At 61.6% G+C, this 24,895-nt stretch carries 22 protein-coding genes and 1 pseudogene; 12 read left to right on the top strand and 11 right to left on the bottom strand.

The window, feature by feature from the left end; translation table 11 throughout:
• Positions 1–2 precede the first annotated feature (2 nt).
• The 3 genes from EFR00_RS29490 to EFR00_RS29480 form a co-directional block, all read right to left on the bottom strand.
• A complete protein-coding gene (locus EFR00_RS29490) occupies positions 3–965 on the bottom strand; it encodes a glycosyltransferase family 2 protein (RefSeq protein WP_077994888.1) in 963 nt (320 codons plus the stop codon).
• Positions 962–2,728 (bottom strand): GumC family protein, encoded by a 1,767-nt coding sequence (locus EFR00_RS29485; RefSeq protein ID WP_077994887.1) that lies wholly within the window; start codon positions 2,726–2,728, stop codon positions 962–964. The genes EFR00_RS29490 and EFR00_RS29485 overlap by 4 nt, the downstream gene beginning before the upstream one ends.
• Positions 2,729–2,842: 114 nt before the next feature.
• The gene (locus EFR00_RS29480) at positions 2,843–3,544 is read right to left on the bottom strand and encodes a sugar transferase (RefSeq protein ID WP_009995030.1); all 702 of its coding nucleotides are present in this window, start codon (positions 3,542–3,544) and stop codon (positions 2,843–2,845) included.
• Between the two features lie 467 nt (positions 3,545–4,011).
• On the opposite strand from EFR00_RS29480, the gene EFR00_RS29475 reads away from it, so the two are divergent.
• The 5 genes from EFR00_RS29475 to EFR00_RS29455 all read left to right on the top strand — a co-directional run bounded on the left by EFR00_RS29475 (position 4,012) and on the right by EFR00_RS29455 (position 9,782).
• Positions 4,012–4,755: a Crp/Fnr family transcriptional regulator gene (locus EFR00_RS29475; protein ID WP_406550258.1), complete on the top strand. Its 744-nt coding sequence runs from the start codon at positions 4,012–4,014 to the stop codon at positions 4,753–4,755.
• The gene (locus EFR00_RS29470) at positions 4,755–6,101 is read left to right on the top strand and encodes a glycosyltransferase family 4 protein (RefSeq protein WP_077994886.1); all 1,347 of its coding nucleotides are present in this window, start codon (positions 4,755–4,757) and stop codon (positions 6,099–6,101) included. Before EFR00_RS29475 ends, EFR00_RS29470 begins: the two co-directional genes overlap by 1 nt.
• Entirely contained in the window at positions 6,098–7,342 is a 1,245-nt protein-coding gene (locus EFR00_RS29465; RefSeq protein ID WP_077994885.1) for a glycosyltransferase family 4 protein, read from the top strand. Before EFR00_RS29470 ends, EFR00_RS29465 begins: the two co-directional genes overlap by 4 nt.
• 78 nt (positions 7,343–7,420) lie before the next feature.
• Positions 7,421–8,902 carry a lipopolysaccharide biosynthesis protein gene (locus EFR00_RS29460; protein WP_077994884.1) on the top strand — a complete coding sequence of 494 codons (1,482 nt, stop codon included), beginning with the start codon at positions 7,421–7,423 and terminating at the stop codon, positions 8,900–8,902.
• 52 nt (positions 8,903–8,954) lie between these two features.
• Positions 8,955–9,782: a glycoside hydrolase family 16 protein gene (locus EFR00_RS29455; RefSeq protein ID WP_077994883.1), complete on the top strand. Its 828-nt coding sequence runs from the start codon at positions 8,955–8,957 to the stop codon at positions 9,780–9,782.
• A 28-nt stretch (positions 9,783–9,810) separates the two neighbouring features.
• On the opposite strand, the gene EFR00_RS29450 is transcribed toward EFR00_RS29455, so the two are convergent.
• The 6 genes from EFR00_RS29450 to EFR00_RS29425 form a co-directional block, all read right to left on the bottom strand.
• Positions 9,811–10,890 (bottom strand): ABC transporter ATP-binding protein, encoded by a 1,080-nt coding sequence (locus EFR00_RS29450; protein WP_077994882.1) that lies wholly within the window; start codon positions 10,888–10,890, stop codon positions 9,811–9,813.
• On the bottom strand, positions 10,887–11,816 hold the full coding sequence (locus EFR00_RS29445; RefSeq protein ID WP_077994881.1) for a PfkB family carbohydrate kinase: 930 nt from the start codon (positions 11,814–11,816) through the stop codon (positions 10,887–10,889). The genes EFR00_RS29450 and EFR00_RS29445 overlap by 4 nt, the downstream gene beginning before the upstream one ends.
• Entirely contained in the window at positions 11,817–12,839 is a 1,023-nt protein-coding gene (locus EFR00_RS29440; protein WP_183738581.1) for an SIS domain-containing protein, read from the bottom strand. It abuts the gene before it with no gap.
• On the bottom strand, positions 12,836–13,681 hold the full coding sequence (locus EFR00_RS29435) for a carbohydrate ABC transporter permease (protein ID WP_038690932.1): 846 nt from the start codon (positions 13,679–13,681) through the stop codon (positions 12,836–12,838). Before EFR00_RS29435 ends, EFR00_RS29440 begins: the two co-directional genes overlap by 4 nt.
• Positions 13,681–14,565 (bottom strand): carbohydrate ABC transporter permease, encoded by an 885-nt coding sequence (locus EFR00_RS29430; protein WP_077994879.1) that lies wholly within the window; start codon positions 14,563–14,565, stop codon positions 13,681–13,683. The genes EFR00_RS29435 and EFR00_RS29430 overlap by 1 nt, the downstream gene beginning before the upstream one ends.
• Positions 14,566–14,638: 73 nt before the next feature.
• On the bottom strand, positions 14,639–15,877 hold the full coding sequence (locus EFR00_RS29425) for an extracellular solute-binding protein (protein ID WP_077994878.1): 1,239 nt from the start codon (positions 15,875–15,877) through the stop codon (positions 14,639–14,641).
• 228 nt (positions 15,878–16,105) lie between these two features.
• Between EFR00_RS29425 and EFR00_RS29420 the strand changes: the two genes are divergently transcribed.
• The 5 genes from EFR00_RS29420 to EFR00_RS29400 all read left to right on the top strand — a co-directional run bounded on the left by EFR00_RS29420 (position 16,106) and on the right by EFR00_RS29400 (position 22,088).
• Complete coding sequence (locus EFR00_RS29420; RefSeq protein ID WP_077994877.1) at positions 16,106–17,311, top strand: ROK family transcriptional regulator; 1,206 nt, start codon at positions 16,106–16,108, stop codon at positions 17,309–17,311.
• Between the two features lie 363 nt (positions 17,312–17,674).
• Entirely contained in the window at positions 17,675–19,030 is a 1,356-nt protein-coding gene (locus tag EFR00_RS29415; RefSeq protein WP_038690926.1) for an extracellular solute-binding protein, read from the top strand.
• A gap of 126 nt (positions 19,031–19,156) precedes the next feature.
• Positions 19,157–20,041 (top strand): carbohydrate ABC transporter permease, encoded by an 885-nt coding sequence (locus EFR00_RS29410; protein ID WP_077994876.1) that lies wholly within the window; start codon positions 19,157–19,159, stop codon positions 20,039–20,041.
• A 10-nt stretch (positions 20,042–20,051) separates the two neighbouring features.
• Positions 20,052–20,966 (top strand): ABC transporter permease subunit, encoded by a 915-nt coding sequence (locus tag EFR00_RS29405; protein ID WP_077994875.1) that lies wholly within the window; start codon positions 20,052–20,054, stop codon positions 20,964–20,966.
• 12 nt (positions 20,967–20,978) lie between these two features.
• Positions 20,979–22,088: a sn-glycerol-3-phosphate import ATP-binding protein UgpC gene (locus EFR00_RS29400; protein WP_077994874.1), complete on the top strand. Its 1,110-nt coding sequence runs from the start codon at positions 20,979–20,981 to the stop codon at positions 22,086–22,088.
• Between the two features lie 21 nt (positions 22,089–22,109).
• Here EFR00_RS29400 and EFR00_RS29395 read toward each other — a convergent pair whose 3' ends face one another.
• Positions 22,110–22,583, bottom strand: coding sequence for a cupin domain-containing protein (locus tag EFR00_RS29395; protein WP_009994847.1), 474 nt, complete (start codon positions 22,581–22,583; stop codon positions 22,110–22,112).
• 87 nt (positions 22,584–22,670) lie between these two features.
• On the opposite strand from EFR00_RS29395, the gene EFR00_RS29390 reads away from it, so the two are divergent.
• Positions 22,671–23,207, top strand: a complete 537-nt coding sequence (locus EFR00_RS29390; protein ID WP_009994849.1) for a carboxymuconolactone decarboxylase family protein — start codon at positions 22,671–22,673, stop codon at positions 23,205–23,207.
• Here EFR00_RS29390 and EFR00_RS29385 read toward each other — a convergent pair.
• Entirely contained in the window at positions 23,204–23,974 is a 771-nt protein-coding gene (locus tag EFR00_RS29385; RefSeq protein ID WP_077994873.1) for a TIM barrel protein, read from the bottom strand. The genes EFR00_RS29390 and EFR00_RS29385 overlap by 4 nt on opposite strands.
• Positions 23,975–24,102: 128 nt before the next feature.
• Here EFR00_RS29385 and EFR00_RS29380 point away from each other — a divergent pair.
• Positions 24,103–24,891 (top strand): annotated as a pseudogene (locus EFR00_RS29380) (SDR family NAD(P)-dependent oxidoreductase).
• Positions 24,892–24,895 lie beyond the last annotated feature (4 nt).

Raw genomic sequence — 24,895 nt, 5'->3', positions numbered from 1 at the left:
GTCTATCTCCGCTCCGTTGCGATCGACGGTGAAGGCATTTCGTGCGGCGAGGAAGTGCCGAATTCGAGAATGCGGGACGGAGAGGCACGACCGACGACAAGATCGGTCAGCGCCAGCAAATTGCCGTTCAAACGTCCCCACCGATCGATCAGCCGGTCCTTCAACAGGATGCCCGACATATTAGCCAGGATATTGCGGCCGATCTGCGCGATTGCACGGCCTTTCGACATCGTGCCCTTGCGGATCAGGTAGACAGGATTGGCGACCTGCGAATAGCCGAGCCTTCGGCCGGGCTGGCGTCCGGATCTGACGCCGAGATGCACGCCGCGGGCGCCTTCGACATAGACGGACCGGCCGTGGCGGGCGACGGACCTGCTGAAATCGACATCTTCGAGCCAGCCGTAAAGCGGCAACTGCTCGTCGAAGGTCAGGGCGTGCTCGACGACGGGCGCAAGGCGAACCGCCATGTTGCATCCATAGGCGTTATAGACATCCGCCACGTGCTCGGCGCCTTCGCCTGCCGTATAGAGAACCTCCAAGGCCTTCGCCATGCTGAGGCCCCCGTCGAGCACGCCGTCGGCCAGCACCTCGCCGGTGGCGATTGCCACGTCCGGCTTTGTTGCAAAGACGGCCGCCATGCGCGATAGGAAAGTCGCGGCGGGAATGAAGTCGTCATCGAGGAAGATCAGAACGTCCGTATCAGCCGCGGCGGCCTGGATGATCCTATTGCGCTGGGCGGTCAGGCCGCGGCTGCCGACGATGACGTCCACGTCGCGGCGGTCGGCAAGCCCGGCCGCATCCTCGATGACGGGCACGCAGACGATGAGCCGTTCCGCCTGGTCCGGCAGGCCGGTGAGATAATCGATGGTCTCCCGCAATATCGAAGGGCGACCCGCCGAGGCGATCCCCAAGGCAATTCGCAATGGACGGCCCTGTCCTGCTGTTCCTGTCGAAGGGGAGATCATGACTCTATTCTCTTCGGTGCATGGTTGATGACCGCGCCGAGGATCTCGGCGCCGACATTGCGCATGGTCTCGATAACGCGCACGGTATCGTCGATCGAAGTACGCCCATGCGAGGTGACGACGAGGACGCCATCCAGCTCCGGCGCGATCGCATTGGCGTCGGGGGAAGTCGAGAAGGCGGAAATATCGACGAATATGGCGTCGAATTCCTTTTTCAGGTCGGCGAAGCTCAACTGCGTGCGGCGGGAACTTAGACGAACGGCCGGCGTCACGGCTTCTACCTTCCCGAGTGGAAGGAATTTCAGGGTCGGGGTGAGGGGCAACGCCGCCGTCTGGATCAGTTCGCCATTGTCGAGAACATCGACGAGACCTTTGGAACTATGAGGCGCGATCAATTTGCTGAGCGAGGAATTCTGCGCTGCCGCATCGATGAGCAGCGTCTGCGCCCCTGACTTCGACGACAGCACCGCCAGTTGGCATGCAATGGTCGATGTCCCGCTGCCCGTATCGACGGCGACGATTCCGATGACGACGCGGCGTTTGCGCCGAAGGCCGACGACGGTTGCGCTCAATTCCGCCATGCCGGGAATAACTGGATAGGCGGCCGTATTCATGCTGCCCGCGTCGGCGGCGAGGACGCCGGCTGAGTGCCCATTCCGGTTCTGCTTCGATCTTGCCAGCACGGTGACGATGGGCACTCCGCCGGCATCCGCGATCTGCTGAGGACGGACGATCCGGCGGTCGCTGGCGTGCCTTACCATGGCGAGCGCCAGGCCGACGCCAAGGCCGACCGCCCCGGCAAAGGCAAAGATGAGCGTGCTGCGCGGCCTCGCCTTTGAAAGAGGTAGCGTGGCCCGTGAGACGATCGTGGCGTCGGATACGGGGTAGGTTATGCGCTGCTTGGCTTCGGTAAGCTGGGTCAGCGTGCTTTCATAAAGGGCGCGGCGGGCATCGGTCGCGCTCTGCAGCTCCGCAAGCTTGAACTGGTCGCGCGGGTTGCTGTTGAATGTGTTCAGGGCGCTGGAGGCATCGGCGAGCCCACGCTGTTGCTCCCTCACGAATTTCTCCAGCCAGTCGCTGTATTGGCGGGAGGAATCGGCCTTCATTGCGATATTCTTCTGGATATATTGCCTGGCGAGCGTATCAGCGATGGCGACGGCCTTCTGAGGGGTCGACGCTGCAGCTGATATCTCGATGATCGTGGAATTCCCGATCCGGCGTAAGGCCATCATGTTCTGTAGGGTGGCGATTGCCAGGTCGTGGAGCTGTTCCTGCTCCGTCCGCGGTCTGGATGGGGTATCACTCGCTCTCATGCCTGCCGCTTCCTGCCCCGTATCCATTTGAGCAGAAATTCTCAGAAGCCAGTCCTTCGACTTGTCCAGAAGCGAAGGTTTCCAATCGACAAAGTCGGGATCGCTATCAAGGTCGAGCGCTCTTACCGTTCCGTCGACGACATCGCTTGATCTGGCAATCTCCAGCTGCCCTTCGATGAATGCATCTTCCGCGAAGGCTCTTTGAGCTTCGGAGCTGTTCACCTGGGGGAAGATGACAAGTTGCGTGCTGGCAACATAAGTCGGCGCGGCGGTGAGAAGGTAGCTGCCGGCGATAACAAGGAAGGCAAAGGTCGTGGCCAGGATCCATAGCCAGCGCATTTTAAGAAAAAACAGCATGTCCCGCAGGGTCAGCGGCGAGTTCCCGCCAGCGGCTGCGGCGGCAGGCAGGGATATCGGGGAAACACCGCTGAAGATTGTGCTTGAGGTCATGTCGTCCTAATCCAAACTGGCGAGATTACGGAGTTACGAGATACTGGCAGCCTGGAGGGGACGAAGGGGGCGTGTCTTCCGACGGACATGTTCGGCAGCTTTCTCCTTCGATACTCAGTACGAGCCACGCTGCGAAAACAGAGCTGGGATCGTCTTGGCGATGATGATCAAGTCCCGGCCGAGCGACCAGTTATTGAGGTAGTGAACGTCGAGGGAAACCCGGTGTTCATAGCTGACATCGTTGCGCCCGCTGGTCTGCCAGTGACCGGTCAGTCCAGGACGGACGGCCATGTAGGCCCAGATGTGCTCGCCGTAGCGCGGCAATTCTTCGGCGGTGATCGGCCGCGGTCCGACCAGGCTCATTTCGCCACGCAGCACATTGAACAACTGGGGGAGCTCGTCGAGGCTCGACCGTCGCAGAATGTCGCCGACGGCGGTGATCCTCGGATCATCCTTCAGCTTGCGCGTCGCTTCCCATTCGCTGCGCGCAGCCGCGCTGTTTTGCAGCAATTCGGACAGCTGCGCGCTCGCATCGGTCTTCATCGTGCGAAACTTGAGGCATCCGAACGGCGCTCCGCCGAAGCCGATGCGCGTATGGGAATAGAAGACTGGGCCGCGGTCGGAGAATTTCACGATCATTGCGACGAGCAGCAGAAGCGGGGAAAGCAGGACCAGGGCGGTGATCGCCAACTGAAGGTCGAGTGCGCGCTTGACCGATCTGCCCGCTGTACGAGGCCGGGACGCATAGAGGTCGCCGTCTTTCGCAGACCGTTCGACACGCGACCATGCCTCGAAACTATGTGCATCCCATGCCATTGGGGGTCTCCAAAAACTTTCCGATTAACAACCGTTCGAAATTTGCTGCGCCGCACTCTTGTTGTCTGTTACCAAAGTCATAATCCTTAATAAATACTTTATGCTAGGAAACCGCAGAAGAGAGACCCGATCGTGGCGTCTGGCAAACTATTTTGATTCTAAATCAGGATATAAACTACCAAATCGTGGTTATGGCGCGTAGATACATCTATATTTGTGATATCGTCATTCGGATTAATGGTATTTTTTAATCATCAAGACTTGTCGATGAGCGTAAATTTCAATCAGATGCGCTTTATTTGATCTTCTCGAGGTTCTTAACGCGATATATTGATGTATTTTTGTTTTTTCGACTAATTGTAATCTCAATATGTACGTTGATTATTGGAGATGTAATTTGACTTGGATATTAAGGTAATATAAATGGTGCGGTGCAGCATTTTTGTCGTTATTCGAGTATTGGAGTTATGCGCATGGACGGGGTGACACACGCATCAGATCGCAGGGCCGGCATCGGTAAGCCGACGATATCGGCCAGCGGCGGCAGTCATCTCGGCAGCCGCATCGTGCTTGACGATGAATTTCTTTCCTGCCGGTCGAGCGTCCGGCGTTTCCGGCGCGGCGAGGTCATTGCCGGGGCCGGCGTCCTTATCGATATGTTCGCGCGCGTGCATTCCGGGGTGGTTAACGCAAGTACGATGCTGCCCGACGGCAGGGAATTCATTGTCGAGATCATTCCGAAATCAGGCCTGATCGGCGAGCTCGAGGTTCTGCGCAGGCAGACGGTAAGCCTCGAATACCGAGCCGGCTCCAACTGCGAGCTGCATTTCTTCGAAGGTCGCCTGTTGCGCGACAAATACGCCAGTGATGCCTCCTTCCGCGAAAAGGTTTTTTCCAGGGCGCTGGCGCGTATTTCGGAGCTTGAACTCCGGATCATTTCGAATGCGGCGTCGAGCCTGCAGTCGAGGCTAGCCAGCACACTGCTGAGGCTTTCGGCTGTTTATGGAAAAGACGTTGTAAACAGCGGGGACGAACTGATCATCTCCCAAAATGACCTGGCCGCGACGCTGCCGGCGTCGCGCGAGAAGGTCAATCAATCCCTTCGGCGCCTGCGGGAAGGCAAGATCATCGACGGGGGGCAGGGCAAGATCCGCATTCTCAACCGCAAGGCGCTTGAAGCCTGTGCCAACGGCGCGGTTTTGGTGAAGTAATGCGCCCGTCGCTTTCCGAGGGCCTTCGATCCACCGCAAGCATTGGCCGCCTTCCCGGCCCACGCACGGCAAAGATCGATCGCGTGGTCGTGATTGACGACTATTCGGTGGCCAAAGGCGGTGCGACAGCCCTGGCGGTACTGTCTGCCAAGCTTTTTCGCGGGCTCGACATCCCGGTGACCTATATCAGCGGGGATGATGCGGCCAATGCGGAGCTTGTCGCGCTCGGGATCTCGATGTTCGGGCTGAACAGCCGCGACCTGCTCAGCGCCGAGCGTGCGAAGGCATTCGTCACCGGCATTCACAACGGCGCTGCCGTCCGCATGGCGGCGAACTGGATTGCCGAAAAAGATACCGTCAACACCGTCTACCATGTGCATGGCTGGCACCAGATCCTGTCTCCCGCGATTTTCAAGGCACTGGCGCCGGTCGCCGGACGGTGCGTGGTTCACGCTCATGATTTCTTCACGGCCTGCCCCAATGGCGCCTTCTTCGACTATCAGTCGCAGGAAATCTGCCTACGACGCCCGCTTGGCGGAGGCTGCATTGCGACGGCTTGCGACAAGAGAAGTTATTCGCACAAATTGTGGCGGGTTGCCCGCGGCTCGAATATCCTTCGGCTGCTGAAGGGTCAGGCTGAATTCGGCCGGATCATCCTGCTGCATGAGAAGATGGCGAGTTTTCTGGTCGGCGCCGGCTATCGGCCAGAACGGCTGACGACGATCCGCAATCCCGTCGCTCCACTCTCCATCAACCGCATCGAAGCGGAAGCCAACGACGAGTTCGTGTTCATCGGACGGCTGGACGAGGAGAAAGGCGTTGAGGACGCCGTCGCCGCCACGCGCCGAGCCGGTGTCAGGCTCTGCGTGATCGGCGACGGGCCGCTGATGCCGCGGGTCGCAGCGTCGGGAGATCATGTCAGGGCAGTCGGCTGGCAGTCGCATGCGGAGATAGGGCCGATCATCCGCAAGGCGCGTGCGCTGTTGATGCCCTCGCGCTATCCCGAGCCGTTCGGTCTCGTCGCTATCGAAGCGGCAAGAAGCGGTCTGCCCGTCATCATGTCGCGGAGCGCCTTTCTCGCCGAAGAAATGGAAAGAGCCGGCATGGCACTTGCCTGCGACACCGCCGATGAAAGTGCCTTTGCCGATACTTTGACGCGGTTCAGTCAAATGCCCGCGCAAGAGGTCCGCGCCATGAGCGAGCTGGCCTTCCGGCTGTCGCCGGATCTCGCCACGACACACGAGGAATGGCGCGATGCGCTTCTTGCCGAATATTACAGCCTGATTTCGACGAATGCGGTTTCCGAGCCGGCAGACGGTGTGGCGATACAAGGAGTATTCAGTTGACCCTTAAAGCGGCGACCTCCCTTCCCGACGCGAGGCTGTTTTTGACCGATGCGCCTGTTATGGCGAAAAGACGCGTCACCGAGGCCGGAACCTCAAAAGAGAGCGGGCAACTTCGTGTCGCCATCGTACATTACTGGCTCGTTTCGATGCGCGGCGGCGAGAAGGTTCTGGAAGAGCTGTGCCGGATGTTCCCGCAGGCCGACATCTTCACCCTCGTCTGCAACCGGGATCGCATCAGCGATTTTCTGAAGACGCGCAACATTCGCACGTCCTTCCTGCAGAAGATCCCCGGCGCTCAGCGACACTACACCAAGATGCTGCCGCTGATGCCCTTTGCGCTTGAGCAGTTCGATCTGCAGGATTACGACCTTGTGCTGTCGAGCGAATCCGGCCCCGCCAAAGGCATCATCACACGCGCCGACGCCCTCCATGTCTGCTACTGCCATTCGCCGATGCGCTACATCTGGGATCAGTTCCATGTCTATCGCCATGGCCTGCCCTGGGTGGGACGTGCCCTGATGTCAATTACCGCGCCCGTGCTGCGCGCCTGGGACGTGACGACGTCCTCACGCGTCGATGTGTTCGTCGCCAACTCCGAATATGTCGCAAGCCGCATCCGACGGTTCTACGATCGGGACGCCGTCGTTATCCATCCGCCGGTTGCGACCGACGATTTTGCCGTGGGCAAGGGGAAAGGCGAATTCTACCTCTATGCGGGACAGCTAACCACCTACAAGCGGCCGGATATCGCCGTGCGCGCCTGCACCGAGGCCGGCCGGAAACTGGTGGTGATCGGCGAGGGCGAACAACTCCCTTACCTGAAGTCGATCGCCGGGCCGACCGTTCAGTTTCTCGGCCATCAGCCTTTCAACGTGCTGCGCGATCACCTGTCGCGATGCAGGGCCTTGTTGTTTCCGGGCACGGAGGATTTCGGCATCCTGCCGGTTGAAGCGATGGCATCAGGGCGGCCGGTTTTGGCCTTCGATGCGGGCGGCGCCCGGGAAACCGTATCCGCGCCGCAGGTCGGCTTTCGCTTCGCTGAGCAGACGACGGAAGCCCTTTTGGAAACGATGGCAGCATTCGAAGAGGTCGAGGACGATATCGATCCGCATGCAATCCGCGCGCATTCGCTGAAATTCTCCTCGGCCGTATTCCGCGATCGCCTGTCCGGTCTCATTGAGCAACAACTGTCCAGCCACAGAGACGGAGCAGCCGGCGTCTTCAGAAGACGGCCGGGTTGAGGGGGAAAGAACGCAGCAGCCCGCCTTGCAGCCCCGACCGCCGTCTCAACCCCTCGACGAGAAATAGATAAACCGATCATGTCAAGCGTATCTCAGAGGACGGCGACCGCGAGCATCTGGACGATCAGTGGAAAATTCCTCGCGCGGATGCTCGATTTCGTCAGCCTCCTTGTCCTGGCAAGGCTGCTGAGTCCTGCGGATTTCGGCCTGGTCGCCATCGCGACGTCGGTCCTGGTTATCGTCGAGGCAATCCTGGACCTGCCGTTGACCCAGGCGCTGATGCGTCAATCGTCGCCTTCGGACGAGATGTTCGCCACGGCCTTCACCCTCAGCCTGCTGAGAGGGCTGGCCATCAGCCTGCTGATGATGATCATCTCCTGGCCAATGGCGCTGGTCTACAACGATCCTCGGCTTTTCGCCCTTGTCGCCGTTCTCGCGATCGCGCCTGCGATGCGCAGCGTGGTCAGCCCGCGCATGGTTCTTTTCATGCAGCGGTTCGATTTCAAACGTGAGTTCGCGCTCGACCTCATCGCCAAGGGATCGACGTTGCTGTTCGGAGTGGGGGTAGCTGTGGCAACAGGCAGCTATTGGGGGCTGGCGATCGGAGCGGTCGCCGGCCCGACCGCGGCGATGATCACCTCCTATGTTCTTGCGCCGATGCGACCGACGTTCAGCCTTTCCGAATGGAAGCATTTTCAGGACATGATCAGCTGGAATACGGTGTCGCAGGTGTTGAGTTCGATCAACTGGCAACTGGACCGGCTGCTTCTGCCGCGTTTTACCGGCCTGTCGACGTTCGGCGCCTTCAGCGTCGCCGACAATATCGCCGGTATTCCGTATCAAACCTTCGTCGGACCGTTGCTGCGCCCGCTGATGGCGGCCTTCTCCACGGTCGAAGATCGCCGCAACCTGATCGCCGCCTATCTGAAGGCGACGAATGCGATCACCTTCGTCGCAGCACCCATTCTCATTGCACTTGCCCTTCTCGCCGAGCCGACCGTGCGCATCCTCGTCGGCGAGAAATGGGCATCGGCCGCGCCAATTCTGCAGTGGCTGTGCCTTGTCAGCCTGCTTGGTCTTCCGACAAACATGATGCCGCCATTGGCGATGGTCATGAACAATACCCGTTATGTCGCTCTCAGGATGTTTGTCGAGTTCGCCGTCAGGGTACCGGTCACCATTCTGGGCATCGGCTATTTTCAGGTGGCGGGGGCACTCGGCGCGCGGATCGTGGCAGTCCTCGTCGCCTATGGCGCATCGCTTGTCATCACACGGCGGCTGATCGGCGCAAGTTTTGCCACGCAACTGAATTCCTTTATCCGTCCGCTGGCCGCGAGCCTGCCGATGATCGCCTTCCTGCTCTGGGTGGGGCCGATGCTCGTCGCCATGCCTGTCGGCGTCACTCTTGTCGTCTGCGTCGCGCTTTGCGGCGGGGTGGCAGCGGGCATTTTCTGGGTTGGCGCGCTACTGCTGTGGCACATGGTCGGAAGGCCCGACGGCATTGAGGCCATCGTCGTTCAAAGGCTGATGCCGCGACGGAACGAGGTTCTCACCTCATGATCGGGGCAAATGCCCCCGACGATTTGGTTGAAGCGTTTTCAAGGGAATAACAATGCGTTACGGGATATCTGCCAAGTGGCTCGGTCTGCTCGTCGTACTCGGTCTAGGCGCGCTGCCCGGCCAGCCCAGCGTGGCCCAGGAACCGCTCAATATTGATGCATACCAGCTGACATTCGACGAGAGTTTCGACAGCCTCGACGTTTCGCCCTGGGGAGAGAAAAGCTCCCGCTGGATCGCTCATACGCCCTGGAACGGCGATTTCGGTGATGCCCGTTTCACTGATCCGGCTCCCGGCTTTCCGTTTACCACCGATCAGGGAATTCTGAAGATCGAAGCACGCAAGGAGGCCGATGGCACCTGGCGTTCAGGCTTGCTGTCGTCAGTGAACCCGAAGGGCGAAGGTTTCTCGCAGCAGTTCGGCTATTTCGAAGCACGGATGAAGCTGCCGCCGGGCAAGGGCGTCTGGCCGGCCTTCTGGCTCATCGGGCTCGACCGGTCGAAATACACAGCCGAGATCGACGTGCTGGAATATTACGGCCGCGCGCCTTACGAATTCAGCATGGGTTTTCATATCTGGCGTCAGAGCCAAGGCGGCCAGAACTCGACCGGCGGCTATTGGAAAACGGTCGAGGACGGAATTCTAAACAGCGAGTATCATACCTACGGCGTCGATATCCAAGCCGACAGGACGACCTTCTATTTGGATCGGCAATACCTTTGGAGCTTCGAAACCCCGAAGGAGTTCCACATGCCGTTCTATCCGCTGGTCAATCTGGCGCTCGGCTCGGGATGGCCGATCGATGAAACGCCGAATCCTTCCATTCTGCTCGTCGACTATATCCATGTTTACAAGCGAAAGCCCGCCGACGCGGCGAATTGAACGAGGAGCTCAGGGTGCCATGGTCGGCCTATTGCTCCTTGAGGCAGCTGAGACCGGTTTCCAGGTCGAAGAGATGCATCGCCTCCTCGTCGAAGAAGAGGGTGAGCGTTTCGTCGTCGCGGATCGGCGTGCGCGGCGGTAGGCAAGCCATCAGCCGCTGATTTCCGGCAAGGGCGGTGACGACGAGTTCTGGGCCGGTCAGCTCGGCGACCTCCAGGGTTGCCTTGAGCGACGGGCCGGCTCCGTCCGTGCGAAGGACCTCGGGGCGGATGCCGAGGACGAGTTCGCGGCCATTGACGGCGGCTTGGGCGAAGCGGGTCGGTAGGGGCAGGCTGGCATCAGAACCTGCAATCGCCAGCCGGCCATCGCGCACTGTCGCCTTCAGCAGGTTCATCGGCGGAGCGCCGACGAAGGTGGCAACATAGAGTGTTGCCGGATGGTTGTAGATTTCCTCAGGCGTGCCCAGCTGCTCGATACGGCCGTCGCGCATGACGGCGATGCGGCTTGCAAGGGTCATCGCCTCGATTTGATCATGGGTTACATAGACGACCGTGGTCTTCAGCATCTGATGCAGCCGCTTGATCTCAGTGCGCATCTCCATGCGCAGCTTGGCGTCGAGATTGGAGAGCGGCTCGTCGAAGAGAAACACTTCCGGCTTACGCACCAGCGCCCGGCCGATCGCGACGCGCTGGCGCTGGCCGCCGGAGAGCTGGCTCGGTTTGCGGTCGAGAAGGTTTTCGATCTGCAGGAGTTTCGCGGCATCGCGCACGGCCTTGTCGCGCTCGGGCGCCGGCACCTTGCGCATTTCCAGGCCGAAGCCGATGTTCCGGTGCACCGTCAGATTGGGATAGAGCGCATAGGATTGAAACACCATGGCGATGTCGCGGTCTTTCGGGTGCACGCCAAGCACCGAGCGCCCGCCGATCCTGACATCGCCGCTCGTCGCCTCGGCAAGGCCGGCAATGATGTTAAGCAGCGTGGACTTGCCGCAGCCGGAGGAGCCGAGCAGCACGAGGAACTCGCCGCTTTCCAGCGAGATGTCGATGCCCTTCAGCGTCTCCACCTCGCCATAGGTCTTGCGGATGTTTTGGATGTCGAGCGCGCTCATGACATGGGCTCCTGAGGAGACGATGGCTCGCCATAGCTGCGGGGAAGGGTGGAAATGGCGCGCGAGGCGACCTGTGTCCCAGCCGCCAGGCAGGAGGCCAGCGGCTTGCCATCTGCCAATGCCGCCAGGAAGCCGGCGTTGAAGACATCGCCGGCGCCGATCGTATCGACGACCTTGACGAGGGGCGCGGCCGCAGACGCCGGCAGACCATCCGCCCCGATGGCGATGGCGCCGTCCGGGCCGCGCTTGACGACGACGATCGCGCCCTCCGGCATATGCGACCTGGCCTCACGGGCGGCTTCGACCGGATCGGCGATGCCGGCAAGCGTCGTCGTCTCGACCTCATTCAGCAGTGCAATGCCGCTGCGCGAAAGCCAGGCGCGGGCGGCCGCGCAATTTTCTTCGGTCCAGCCGTCGAGCGGCCAGCCGGTATCGAGTGCGACGGTGATGTCGTGGCCTTCGGCCCAGTCGAAGAAGGCGTCATATTCGCTCGCCAGGTCGTCGGTTAGAAAGCCGCCGCAGAGAAGCGCGTAACCGCCGCGCAGCCTTTCGCCGTCGATGACCGCGAAGACGTCGGCGAGGCTGAAGCGCGGCAGATGGCCGGTCGTCGTGAAGAAGGTGCGCTCGCCGTCCGGATGGGTGATGCCGACGGAAAGCGTCGTTCTCTCGGGGCGCACCGGCCACTTCTCGGAACGCCGGCCGAAGGCCTCGGCAAGCCAGCGGCCGAACTGGTCGCTGCCAATATTGGCGGCGATCTCGAATTCGATGCCGAGCGCCTGCCAGGCGAGTGCGGTGTTGCCAGCGGAGCCGCCGACGCGGAGCTCGTCATGATCGACGATGATTTCCGTGCCGGCCTTCGGCCAGGGGGTGGCCGGTCCGAGGATGAGATCGACATTGACGTTGCCGATGACTGCAAGCGGCCGCATTCATTCACTCCGGGTAATCTTGGTGGACCGGACCGGCGTTCCGGCATTCTCCACGCGGGTTTCGGCAAAAGCGATCATCAGCCGCTGGGCGACAGGCAGCATGGCGAAGATCGCGGCAAGGCCTGTCGCCGGGGCAAAACCGATCGTCACCGCCCCTGTGACCGGGGCTTCGTTCGAGGCGTCGAACAGGATGACGGGCGCGCCGGTCTCAACGGCGGACACCGCCATGGCGGTGACGAGGCCGGCCGTCTCGTCGAGGCCGCGGAACAGCACGACGCCGATCTCCGGTCCCAGCATCTCCATCGGGCCATGGCGCAGCTGGCCGCCTTCGAGGGAAAAACAGGGCCATCGCGAAAGCTCGGTCAACCCGAGGGCCAATGCCTCGGCGACACCCTGCAGGCGGCGGCCCGAGGTAACGACGGTCACGACGTTTTCGAGGGCGGAAAGGGCCGCTGAGATGTCATGGTTTTCGGGCGCCTGGAGGACGGCAAATGCGGCCGCCGGATCTTCGCCGAGGGCAGCAAGAATCGCCAGATGCAGGGCGAAGGTCACGGTCAGGCTGCGGGTGGCGGCAAAGGCAAGCTCGGTGCCGCCGCTGCCGACCAGCGATGGGGCGGTTCTGGCAAGGAAGGAGCTGGCTTCGAGCGTCAGGCCGAAGGTTTCCTCCGTGCCGCCGGTCTCGTCGAACCAGCGCAGGACCTCGGCGCTTTCGCCGGATTGTGAGGTGACAAAGATCGTCCTGCCGGCGATCGGCAGCGGCTGGCCGAGCTGTTCGGAAAGCGGCAGGGCGACGGCATCGATGCCGAGCGCACGGTAGAGCGGCTCGACGGCGCGGTTGACCGCATGCGAGCCGCCCATGCCGATCAAAAGCAGCCGGCCGGTCTTCTTCAGCGAGGCGGCGGCTCTTGCCGCCATCGGTGCCGCGGCTTCATAAGAGGCGATGGCATCGGCGTGCTGGCGCGCCATTTCGCGGTCGATCGCCGCAAGTCCGGCGGGCCGGTTTGTTTCTGTTGTCATGTTCACCCCTTGACGCCGCCGCTGGTGAGCCCTGAAATCAGGGCGCGTTGCATGACGAGACCGATCAGCACCGGGGGCAGGGCGGCGAGCACGCCTGCCGTGGCGATCAGTCCGTAATCGGAAACGCGCCCGCCCGCGAGATCGGCAATGGCGACCGTCAGTGTTTTGGCGCGCTGGTCGGAGGTGAAGAGCAGCGCATAGAAGAATTCATCCCAAGCCAGCAGGAAGGCAAAGAGGCTCGACGTCGCGACCACGGGGGCAGCGAGCGGCAGCGTGATGATCCTCAGCGTCTGGAACAGGCCGGCGCCGTCGATCATCGCGGCGGATTCGATCTCGCGCGGGATGGAATCGAAGCCCGATTTCATCAGCCAGGTGGTGAAGGGCGCCAGGATGGTGAGATAAACGAGGGCGAGGCCGAAGACGTTGTTCAGCATGCCGAGATGGGAGAGACCCATATAGAGCGGTACGGCGAGCGCCACCGGCGGCAGCATGTAGGTGGCGATCACCATCGACAGCGACCAGCCGACCGAAGGCGTGCGCGACACCGCCCAGCCGGCCGGAATGGCGAGCGCGATGGCGGCGATGGTCGCCATGCCGGCCACCTCGATGCTGTTGCGCAGCGACGACGTGAAAGCGGCGCCGGCGCTGTTTTCCAATGTCGACAGCAGGAGCTGGTATCGCGAGAAATCCGCCGTCTGCGGCCACCAGCGCAGCGGCTTTGCCGCAAGGTCGGCGGCCGGCGAGATGCTCATGATGAAGAGCCAGAGGATCGGCGCCAGGATGACGGCGGCAAGCAGCAGCGCGCAAAGATGAATGAAAGCGGAAAAGAGGGGGCTTTGACGTTCCATCAGGCGGCACTCCCCGCGGTCCTGCGCACCAGGGCGGCGTAGCCGACGGCGAGCAGCGTCACCAGAAGTGTGACGATCAAGGCCAGCGACGCGCCCGAACCTGCCCGCTGGAAGGAGAAGGCTTCCTGGTAGACGAGGATTGACAGCGTGCGGGTGCTGTTGGCCGGGCCGCCGCGGGTCATTACCCAGATGATGTCGAATACCTTGAAGGCTTCGATCGTGCGCAGCACAAGCGCCACCATCAGCGGGCCGGCGAGATAGGGCAGGATGACGAAGCGGAAACGGCCAAGCGCGCCGGCGCCGTCGACGAGCGAGGCCGCGGTGATATCGCGCGGCACGGCCTGGAGTGCGGCAAGCGCGATCAGCGCCACCAGCGGAAAATTCTTCCAGCAGTCGGCGACGATGAGGGAGGCGAGCGCCGTGCCGGGCTCGCCGAGCCAGGAGCGATAGGCATCGAGCAGGCCGAGCTGCGTCAGCGCAGCGTTGAGCGCACCGTATTCCGGATTGTAGATCAGCCGCCAGAGCGTGGCGTTGACCACCGTCGGCAGCGCCCAGGGCAGGATCATCAGGGCGCGCAGCGCGGTGCGGCCGCGGAACTGCTGGTTCAGCAGGAGTGCTGCAAGCACGCCGATCACCATTTCGGCGGCGACCGAGACGATCGCGAACCATGCGGTCGTGACCAAGGTGCGCTGGAAATTCGAGCCGGAGAGCATCTTCACGTAATTATCGATGCCGACGAAATTGCCCCCGGTGCCGACGAGCTTGGCATCGGTGAAGGAGAGGCCGACGGTATCGACCAGTGGCCAGCCGATGACTGAGATCATGACCACGAGAAGCGGCAGCATCAAAAGCCACGCGCGGGTTGTCAGCCATGTGCTTGACATCGAGGCGACCCTTCTTCATTCACAGGTTTGGGAGGCGGGCGGCGACAGGCGCCGCCCGGAGTTCATGCCGGGCTCAGAGGCCGCTGTTTTCCGCGGCCGACTTCAGCGCGTCCTCGGGCGTGGACTGGCCGAGCAGTGATTCCTGGATTGCCTGCTGCAACGCCGTCGAAAGCTCCTGATATTTCGGCGTCGTCGGGCGCGGATACATGGCGGCGAGGCCGACCTTCGCGGCCGAGATCAGTTCTTCCTGGCCCTTGGTAACGGCCGGGTCCGCGTAGGAGGAGGCCCAGATCGGCAGGCTGAGCTTGGCGTAAGCGTTCTGTGTCGCCTGCGAGGTCATGAAGGTGATGTATTTCCAGGCCTCGTCGGGATGCTGGCTGGCGGAGGTGATGCCGAGGCCCATCGAGCCGTTGACGGCCGAAGCCTCGCTCTTGCCGGCGACGCCCGGCGCCGGCACGACGCCGACCTTGCCCGCGACCTTGCTGTCCTTCGGATCGTTGGCCATGTTGTACATGTAGGTCCAGTTGAGCGCGAAGGCGGCATCGCCGTTCTGGAAGACCTTGCGGACGTCCTCTTCCAGGAACTCCTTGGAGTTCGGATTGGTCAGGCCTGACGTATAGCTGGCCACCATATATTTCAGGGCATCAAGGCCGCCACCGCTCTGGAAGGCAGGTTTGCCGTCCTTCAGAAAATCGCCGCCATAGGCGCTGACCAGCGTGGTGTAGTCGCAGATTGCCGCTTCGGCCTGCGACCAGCTCCAGGCGATCGGGGTGGCAAGCAGGCCCTTGTCCTTGATCGCCTTTGCCTGCTCGGCCAGTTCGTCCCAGGTCTTCGGCGGCGCCTTGATGCCGGCCTTCTCCAGGATTTCCTTGTTGTAGAACAGATATTTGGTGTCGAGGATCCAGGGCATGCCGTAATATTTGCCGTCATACTGCACGGTGGTCCAGGCGCCCGGCAGCACGCCCTTCTTCATCTCGTCGGTGATGCGGGAGGAGACGTCCACCAGCACCTTGTTGGTGGCGTATTCGGCCGGCCAGATGACGTCGAAAAGGACGACGTCGTAACCGCCACCGGAACCTTGCGCCAGCACGGTCTTGTCGTGCAACCCCTCATAGGGAACGAATTCGAGATTGACCTTGATGTCGGGGTTCGCCTTGGCGAAAGCGTCGGTCATGGCGCGCACATCGGCCTCGCTGTAAGCGGCCTGCGCCATGAACAGCGCGTTCAGCGTCGTCTCGGCGAAAGCATGCGGGGCAAGGGATGCGCCGATCAAGGCCGCACCCAAAAGCGTCTTGTTCAAGGATTTCAGCATTGCAGCCTCCAGTTTTTGACATTTACGCATGGCCGAGGGCGGTTTTTCCGCCATCGGTTTCGAGAAGGCACGCGTGACATAAAACCGTGCCGGTCCGTTATCTCGGAGCGTCGTTGGAGGCCCTGTGCGGGCTCCTGCGTTCCCTGGGACTCTTCGGCCCCTTATTAAGTCAAATGTCTTGACTTATTACTTCGCCAACATTCTATTGGAGTCAAGAGGCAATTGCACATGAATGACGTCAGGCCGATCCGGGCCAAGAGCGGCACCAATCACGAAGGCACCAGCGCGCATAACAGGCGTGTGATGATCGATGCCTTGAGGATCAACGGTGCGCTCTCGCGCGCCGATCTGGCGCGGGCGACGCGGCTGACCAAGCAGACAGTGTCCAATATCATCGAGGAGCTGGAGCGCGACGGTCTCGTCAGTTCGCAGGAGGCGGTGCGGAAGGGCAGAGGCCAGCCCTCGACGCCTTATCGGCTTGTTCCCGAGGGCGCCTTCGCGATCGGCCTGCAGATCGACCGGCATGTGACGCGGGCGGTTGCCGTCGATCTCGTCGGCAATGTTCTCGTGCGCGATGAGGCCGGCCTCCCGGCCGGAGGCCCGTCGGAAGGGACGAAGGTCATCCTCGATCTCGTTGCCGGCGTGCGTGCAGAACTTGCCGGGATCGTCCAGCAATCGGAAAAGCGGCTGGTCGGCCTCGGCGCCGCCATGCCCGGACCCTTCGGCGTCGCCGGCAGCGGCGACGATCCCTGGATGATGGAGGCCTGGCAGAAGTTTCCGCTGCTGGAAACGCTGACCGCCGGCACCGGGCTCGATGTCGGCCTGCAGAACGATGCGGCGGCGGCCGCGACTGCCGAGCGTATGGTGGGGGCCGCCCATGGTCTCGACCATGCCGTTTGCCTGTTCGTCGGCTACGGCATCGGCGCCGGCCTCATTCTGAACGGCGAACTCTATCGCGGCGCCAACGGCAATGCCGGCGAGATCGGCATGGCGCTGCTCTTTGCCGACGGCAAATCAACGCCGCTTGAACATCGCGCTTCGCTCGCCTCGCTCTACCAGTACCTGTCGATCGATCCCGCCGATCCCGATCTGCATGCGCACATCAACGACCTCGCCTCGAGGGGCGATCCAGGCATCGATACCTGGATCGAAGCGGCGGCGGCGGACCTGCGCTGGAGCATCCATCTCGTCGAAACGGTCTTCGATCCGCAGACGGTGATCCTCTGCGGCAGCGCCCCCGAAGCGCTGGTGAACCGGTTGATTGCCGCCATCGGCCCGCTGCTGCCCTCGATCGCCGAACGGCGCGGCCGGACGCTGCCGCGCCTGCAGCCCGGCATGGCCGATCCATGGTCAGTGGCGCTCGGTGCTGCCGCCGGACCGATCAGCCGCGCATTCGACCCCCATTTTGCAGCAATTTTGAAGGATTCCCTCTAATTTAGGGGCTGAAACTGGGCGTTGCACAGCAGTGCAACGGCAAAACGAGGACGTTTTTTGCAAGTTTCGATATGACGGAGCAATGAATAGGTGAGCTATTCCAAAATATTAGTAAATATTAAATACTCTTTGAAATTGTACTCTCCAGAATATAGATGCGTGCATCTGTAAATATATTTGCAGACCGCTCGGCGCTGATCTAAATATTTCCCCTGAGAGTTGTGAACAACAACCGTGTGACGATTTTGTGACGACTGGATTTCGTTCATTTCATGTCATGTAATATTCATTGGCCGCGGCAATTTGAACCAGCTAATAGGGCGTGCGCTGAAAGTGCGCGTCCCTTTTACGTTCGAGGTTCTCATGCAAGCCAAGCTTCTCGGCGCCGTTGGCGCCCTTCTCGCTACAGCGTTTCTTGCTGGCCCCGCTGCCGCCGCCGAAAAGACCAAGATTGACTTCTGGTTCGGTAATTCCGGTGACATCGCAAAGCGTGTCCAGGAACAGTGCGATCGCTTCAACCAGTCGCAGGCCGATTACGAAGTCGTCTGCACCAGCCAGGGCAGCTACGACGCCTCCCTGCAGAACACCATTGCCGCCTTCCGCGCCGGCAAGCAGCCGACCATCGCTCAGGTTTCCGACGCCGGCACGCTCGACATCATGCTCTCCGGCGCCTACTACCCGGCAAACAAGCTGATGGCCGACATGGGCTACACCGTCGACTGGAACGATTACTTCTCGGGTATCGCAGGCTACTACGCCACGTCGAAGGGCGAGATGTATTCCTTCCCCTTCAACTCCTCGACCGCTTTGCTCTACTGGAACAAGGACGCCTTCGCCAAGATCGGCAAGGATCATGCTCCGGCGACCTGGAAGGAAGCCGGTGAGGACTTCAAGGCTCTGAAGGACGCCGGCTATGCATGCCCGCTCGCCTTCGACATCTCCAGCAACGAAGTCTGGCAGTACGTCGAGCAGTTCGAAGCCGTCAACGGTGAGCCGATCGCCACGAAGAAGAATGGCTTCGAAGGCCTCGACGCCGAGCTGGTCTTCAACAAGAACCCGCTTCTCGTCAGCTACATCAAGGATCTCAAGTCCTGGTACGACAACAAGCTCGCCGTCATCAAGAACAAGGCCGTCGGCCAGACCTTCGTTGAAGCCTTCGCCGCCGGCGACTGCCAGGTCATCCTGACCTCGGTCGGCGACCACGGGAATATCGGCCGCACCGCCAAGCAGGGCATGAACTGGGGCGTTGCCATGCTCCCGACCTATGGTGACGCAACCCGTCACAGCTCATATGTCGGCGGCGCTTCGCTCTGGGTTCTGAAGGGCCATTCGGACGCCGAGTACAAGGCAGCCGCTGCCTTCTTCAACTTCATCGCGAAGCCCGAAGAAGCTCTGACCTGGTCGACCGTTACCGGCTACATCCCGGTTCGCAACTCCGGCTTCGAATATCTGAAGAAGCAGGGCTTCTACGATAAGGCGCCTTACGCCGGCCGTGAACTCGCCATCCAGAGCCTGACCGCTTCCCCGGCTGGCGACGCAGCCGCCAAGGGCATCCGTCTCGGCGGCCTGCTGCAGGTCCGCACCGAGATCGCCAACGGCCTGCAGGCGATCTTCGTCAACAATGCCGACGTCCAGGCCTCGCTCGACTCTGCTGCCGAACGCGGCAACCAGCTCCTGCGCCGCTTCCAGCAGACCTACAAGAACGTTCAGCTCCCCTGATCGCCGAATTGAGCCGCACCCGGCCCGCCTTGTGCGTGCCGGGTGCGTCTTTGTAAGTTCTCCCAACCAGTCGCGGATGCGCTGCCGCCCGCGCCTGAAGTCAAACCAGGGCGAAAACGACCACCCATGGAAAAGCGCGTCACTTTCTCCTCGACGACGATCGGCCTTCTCTTCGCATTCCCGATGCTGCTGCTGATCTTCGTCTTCTTCTACTGGCCAAGCGCGCAGGCGCTTTATTGGGCGTTCACGCTCGAGCAGCCATGGGGCGGCGGCAATGCCTGGGTCGGCTTCGACAATTTCAAACTGCTGCTCAGCGATCCGATCTATTGGGAATCGATCACCCGCAGCATGGTTTTCGGCTTCAGCTCGACGATTATTGCCATGGGGCTAGCGCTCATCCTGGCGCTTTTGACGGATCGTGAACTGCGCGGCCACAAGATCTACCGGTCGGTTTTCATCTGGCCCTACGCGATCGCCGCGCCCGCTCTCGGGCTGGCCTTCCGCTTCATCCTGGCGCCGGAGGCCGGCCTTCTCTCGGTCATCAACCATGTCTGGCCCGGCCTCTGGAATCCCGCGCTCGACGGCAAGGACGCGATGATCGCCGTCATCGTCGCCTTCTCCTGGAAATATATCGGCTATAATTTCATCTTCTTCCTCTCGGCTCTGCAGGGTATTCCGCGCTCGCTAATCGAAGCGGCCGCCATGGATGGGTCCGGGCCGCTGCGCCGCATGTGGGACCTCCAGCTGCCGCTGCTGACGCCGACATTGTTCTTCCTGCTCGTCATCAACATCACCGAGAGCTTCCAGGATTCCTTCGGCATCGTCGATGTGATGACGCAGGGCGGCCCGGCCCGGGCGACGGAGCTCATGGTCTACAAGATCTATTTCGACGGCTTCCGGGGCCTGGATTATTCGGGCGCTGCGGCGCAATCGATCATCCTGATGCTGCTCGTCGTCATGCTCACCATCTTCCAGTTCCGCTTCATCGAGCGGCGCGTGCACTACAAGTGAGGTCGCGGACATGATCGAACGCACGCCGATATTCAACTTCATCTGCTATACGCTTTTGGCGCTTGGCATGGTCATCGCGCTACTGCCTTTCGCCATCGTCATCATCGCCTCGACGCTGGATCTGGAGACAGTCAACCGCGTGCCGCTGCCGCTGACGCCGGGCTCGCATTTCTGGGAAAACGCCCGGGAAGCCTGGGTGCGCGCCGATCTCGGCACCAAGCTGCTGCACAGCATCATCTTCGCGACGTCGGTCGCTGCCGGCAAGGTTATCCTTTCCGCCATGGCAGGCTTCTCGATCGTCTATTTCCGCTTCCGCGGCCGCTATGTGATTTTCTGGATCATCTTCATCACGCTGATGCTGCCGCTGGAAGTGCGCATCGTGCCGACCTATTCGATCGCGGCCAATGCGCTGCAGCCATTCCAGACGATCCTCGATGTCACCGGCATCAGCTGGCTCGTGGCCCAGATTACCGGCATCCAGATCAAGCTCGAATGGGGTCTGCTGAATTCCTACCCCGGCCTGGTTCTGCCGCTGGTCGCAACCGCGACCGGGACGTTCCTTTACCGGCAGTTCTATCTGACGGTTCCGGATGAACTTGCCGAGGCCTCGAAGATGGATGGGTCGGGCCCGGTTCGGTTCTTCTGGGACATTCTGGTGCCGCTGTCGCGGCCGAACATGATCGCGCTGTTCACCATCATGTTCGTCTGGGCATGGAACCAGTATCTCTGGCCGCTGCTGATCACTACCGATCCGAATTTCGGCATTGCGGTGACGCAGCTCAAGACCCTGATCCCGTCCGAATTCGGCCTGCCCGATTGGAACGTCGCGATGGCCGGTACCCTGATCATCATGTCGCCGCCGCTGGTGCTCGTCATCCTGATGCAGCGCTGGTTCGTGCGCGGCCTTATCTCCACCGAGAAGTGAAGGAACAGACCTGTGGCACCGATCTCAATCCGTGATGTGAAGAAGAGCTACGGCAAGCATCCCGTGGTTCACGGCGTCGACCTGGAGATTAAATCCGGTGAATTCGTTGTCATCCTCGGCCCGTCGGGCTGCGGCAAGTCTACGCTCTTGCGCATGATCGCCGGTCTCGAGGAAATCAGCGGCGGCGAAATCGCCATTGACCGCCGCGTTGTCAACCAGCTGGAGCCGCGCGAGCGCGGCTGCGCGATGGTGTTCCAGAACTATGCGCTCTATCCGCATATGACCGTTGCCGAGAATATCGGTTATGCGCTGAAGGTGGCCGGCGTCGCGAAGGCTGAGCGTCAGCGACGCATTACCGAGGTCGCCAAGGCGCTCAGCCTCGAACCTTTCCTCGACCGCCGCCCGGCCGCTCTTTCCGGCGGCCAGCGCCAGCGCGTCGCCATGGGCCGCGCGATGATCCGCGAGCCGAAAGTGTTCCTCTTCGACGAGCCGCTGTCCAACCTCGACGCCAAGCTGCGCATCGCCATGCGCGCCGAAATCCGTCGGCTCCACCGCCGCCTCGGCGCCACCTCGATCTTCGTCACCCATGACCAGACGGAGGCGATGACGCTGGCCGACCGGCTGGTGGTGATGAATGGCGGCAGGGTCGAGCAGGTCGGCACGCCGGAAGAGGTCTATCATCATCCGGTCTCGCGCTTCGTCGCAGGATTCGTCGGCACGCCGGCGATGAACCTGCTCGAAGGCACGATCAACGATGAAGGTGTCTTCGTCTATGACCAGAGCCGCAAGATTGCGCTGCCGCGCGAACGCGCCGCGCCGCTGAAAGGCAAACGCGTCGTGCTCGGCATGCGCGCAGAGGCCGCCCTGCTGGTGGCGCCGGATGCACCCGGCGCCTTGATCGCGACGGCCGATTTCATCGAAGAGCTCGGCGCGAGCCGCGTCGTGCATGCCGATTTCGACGGACTGACTTTTGCCGTGGCGCTGACGGATGCCGTGAGCGTGAAATCGGGCGATCCGATCGGCATCGCGATTGATCACAATGCGATCCACCTCTATGCCGCCGATACCGGCCGGATCATCGAGACCCCTGCCATGAGCAGTGCCGGCCCCGTCCACGCCTGACGAATTCATCGACGGTCGGCGTCAGCGATGGATCGGATCGATCCAGGGAACGTCTTCCGGTTTTTCCACAGGCTCGATATCGAGATTGACGACGACGGGCTCCTGGCCTGAGCGGACGAGCACGCATTCCAGCGTCTCGTCTCGGCTGGCGTTGATCTCCTGATGGGGCACGTAGGGCGGGACATAGATGAAATCGCCGGGGCCCGCCTCGGCGGTAAATTCCAGATGCTCGCCCCAGCGCATGCGGGCCTTGCCCTTGACGACATAGATGATGCTTTCGAGATCGCCGTGGTGGTGGGCGCCGGTCTTGGCATTGGCATGGATCGTCACCGTGCCGGCCCAGATCTTCTCGGCGCCGGCGCGCGCATTGTTGATCGCCGTTGCGCGGTTCATGCCCGGCGTCTGCGCCGTGTTAGGATCGAGCGAATTGCCGGGAATGACCTTGACGCCATGTTCCCGCCAGTCGATGTGAGAATGCTCGTGGTCGCCGCTCATGCCTTGCCTCCGCCTTCGATATAAACAATCTAGGTGGGCGCCGCCCGGCGGCCAAGCGGATTTATCTTCTAGGAAAGCGTTCACTTGATGAGCCACCTCCCGCAGATCGATTACGACACCGCTTCGCCAGAGGTTCGCGCGGCGCATGATGAAGAAATAAGGATGCGCGGGCGCATGACCAACATGAAGCGGACGCTCCTGCATTCGCCGGTCGCCCATCGCATCTATGCCGAGTGGTTCACGCTGCGGGCCGAACTCGATCCTGTGATCAGCGACCGGGAAATCTGGATCTTCTCCCATGCGATCTCGAAAGCGGCGAGTTCGACGATCGCCATCACCTTCTTTCGCCGGGCGCTGATCAACAAGGGTTTCGACCCCAATGCGCTGGAGCTTTCGGAAACGGAAGCACTGCTCGAGGCATTCGGCAGGGCGATCGTCGTCGATTCCAACGCCGTTCCGGCCGAGCTCTGGACGAGACTGAAAGAGCGCTACGAGACCAAGGTGCTCATCGATCTCGTCGCCTTCGCCGGCATAATGCTGGCGACAGCCATCTTCAACAATGTCGTCGGCGTCGATTTCGATCCGGAGCTTGAACCCTTTGCCGAAGACGCGGACTCGGTCTAGCCGCCAAGCGATGCGATCGCGGCCTCGACCGCTTCGGCGCCGGGCCTGCTCGGCCGGTATTCGAGGCCGACGGCGCCATCATAGCCGTTGGCGAAGATCCAGTTGAGGCGGTGGGCGAGGTCGATGCCGCCGGAACCCGGTTCGTTGCGGCCGGGATGATCGGCGACATGGACGTGGAAGACGCGGTCGAGGCGGCCGTCGAGCACCTCTTCGGTGCGTTCGTCCATCACGGCGGAATGGTAGATGTCGTAGACGATGCCGATCTCGGGACGGCTGACATCGGAGACGATATCGAGGCCTTCGCGGGTGGAATCGAGGAAATAGCCTATATGGTCGATGCGGATGTTGAGCGGCTCGACGCCGAGGCGCACGCCGCTGCCCTTGAGGATATCGGCGCCGGCCTTCAGCGTTTCGGTGAGCGCCCGGCGCTGTTCTTCGCGGCTGACGCCCGGAAGATCGTCGCCTGCCTGAGCGATCAGCACCGGCGCGCCGAGGCGTCTCGAAACGGCGACGGATTCGGCAAGGCCTTTCAGCCAGGACTGCCGGTTGGCCGCATCGGTCAGCGCGATCATCGGTTCGGCGACAAGGCTGGTGAGGGCAAGGCCGGTTTCATCAAGCGCCGCCTCAATCGCATCCAGGTCCTTGTCGCTCCAGCGCCAGAATTCGACCGCCGTCAGGCCGCCGGCACGTGCGCGGCGGATGCGATCGGCAAAGCTGCCGTCTCCTTCGGCAAACAGCCATTCTATGCAGGCTGAATAACGTCGCATGAAAACTCCTCCTAGGTGGGAGCTCAGGCTGCGACAGATCGGAGTCTGTCGCAAGGCTTGACGCCCGGATTCATTGGCGGAACACTCGCCATATCGGACGGGGCTCGCCGGCGCTTGTGGAGGAAGATATGGATCTGGGATTGAAGGGAAAGATCGCCGTGATAACAGGCGCGTCGGTCGGCATCGGGCTGGCGATCGCCGAAGGGCTGGCGGCCGAGGGCTCCAACCTCGTGCTCGCCGCGCGCGGCGGTGAGCGGTTGGAGGCGGAGGCTGCCCGTATCGCCGGAAAATACGGTGTCAGCGCCACCGCGGTTGCCGCCGACGTTGCGACGGTTGCGGGAACGGAGGCGATCATTGCTGCGGCCGCAGAGAAGGGCGGCGCCGATATCCTCATCAACAATGCCGGCACCGGATCGAACGAGACGGTGATGGAGGCGCCTGACGAGAAGTGGCAGGCTTATTGGGATCTGCATGTGATGGCTGCCGTGCGGCTTGCACGCGGGATCGCGCCGCAGATGAAGAGGCGCGGCGGCGGTGTCATCCTGCACAATGCCTCGATCTGCGCCGTCCAGCCGCTCTGGTACGAGCCGATCTACAATGTCAGTAAATCAGCGCTGATGATGTTTTCGAAGACGCTCTCGACCGAGCTCATCCCGGACAATATCCGCGTCAACTGCGTCAATGCCGGCCTGATCCTGACGCCGGACTGGATCAAGACCGCCAAGCAGCTGACCGCCGAAAGCGGCGGCAACTGGTAAGGCTACCTGCAGAGCGTCGCCAATGAGCATGCCGCCTCCAAACGTTTCGGCACGCCGGAGGAACTGGCGAATGTCTTCGTCTTCCTCAGTTCGGAACGAGCAAGCTACTGCATCGGATCGACCTATTTCGTTGACGGCGGCATGTTGAAAACGATCTGACGGA

The organism is Rhizobium sophoriradicis (genome assembly GCF_003939025.1).
GTDB lineage: Bacteria > Pseudomonadota > Alphaproteobacteria > Rhizobiales > Rhizobiaceae > Rhizobium > Rhizobium sophoriradicis.
This window is presented reverse-complemented; position numbering and strand designations above follow the sequence as displayed.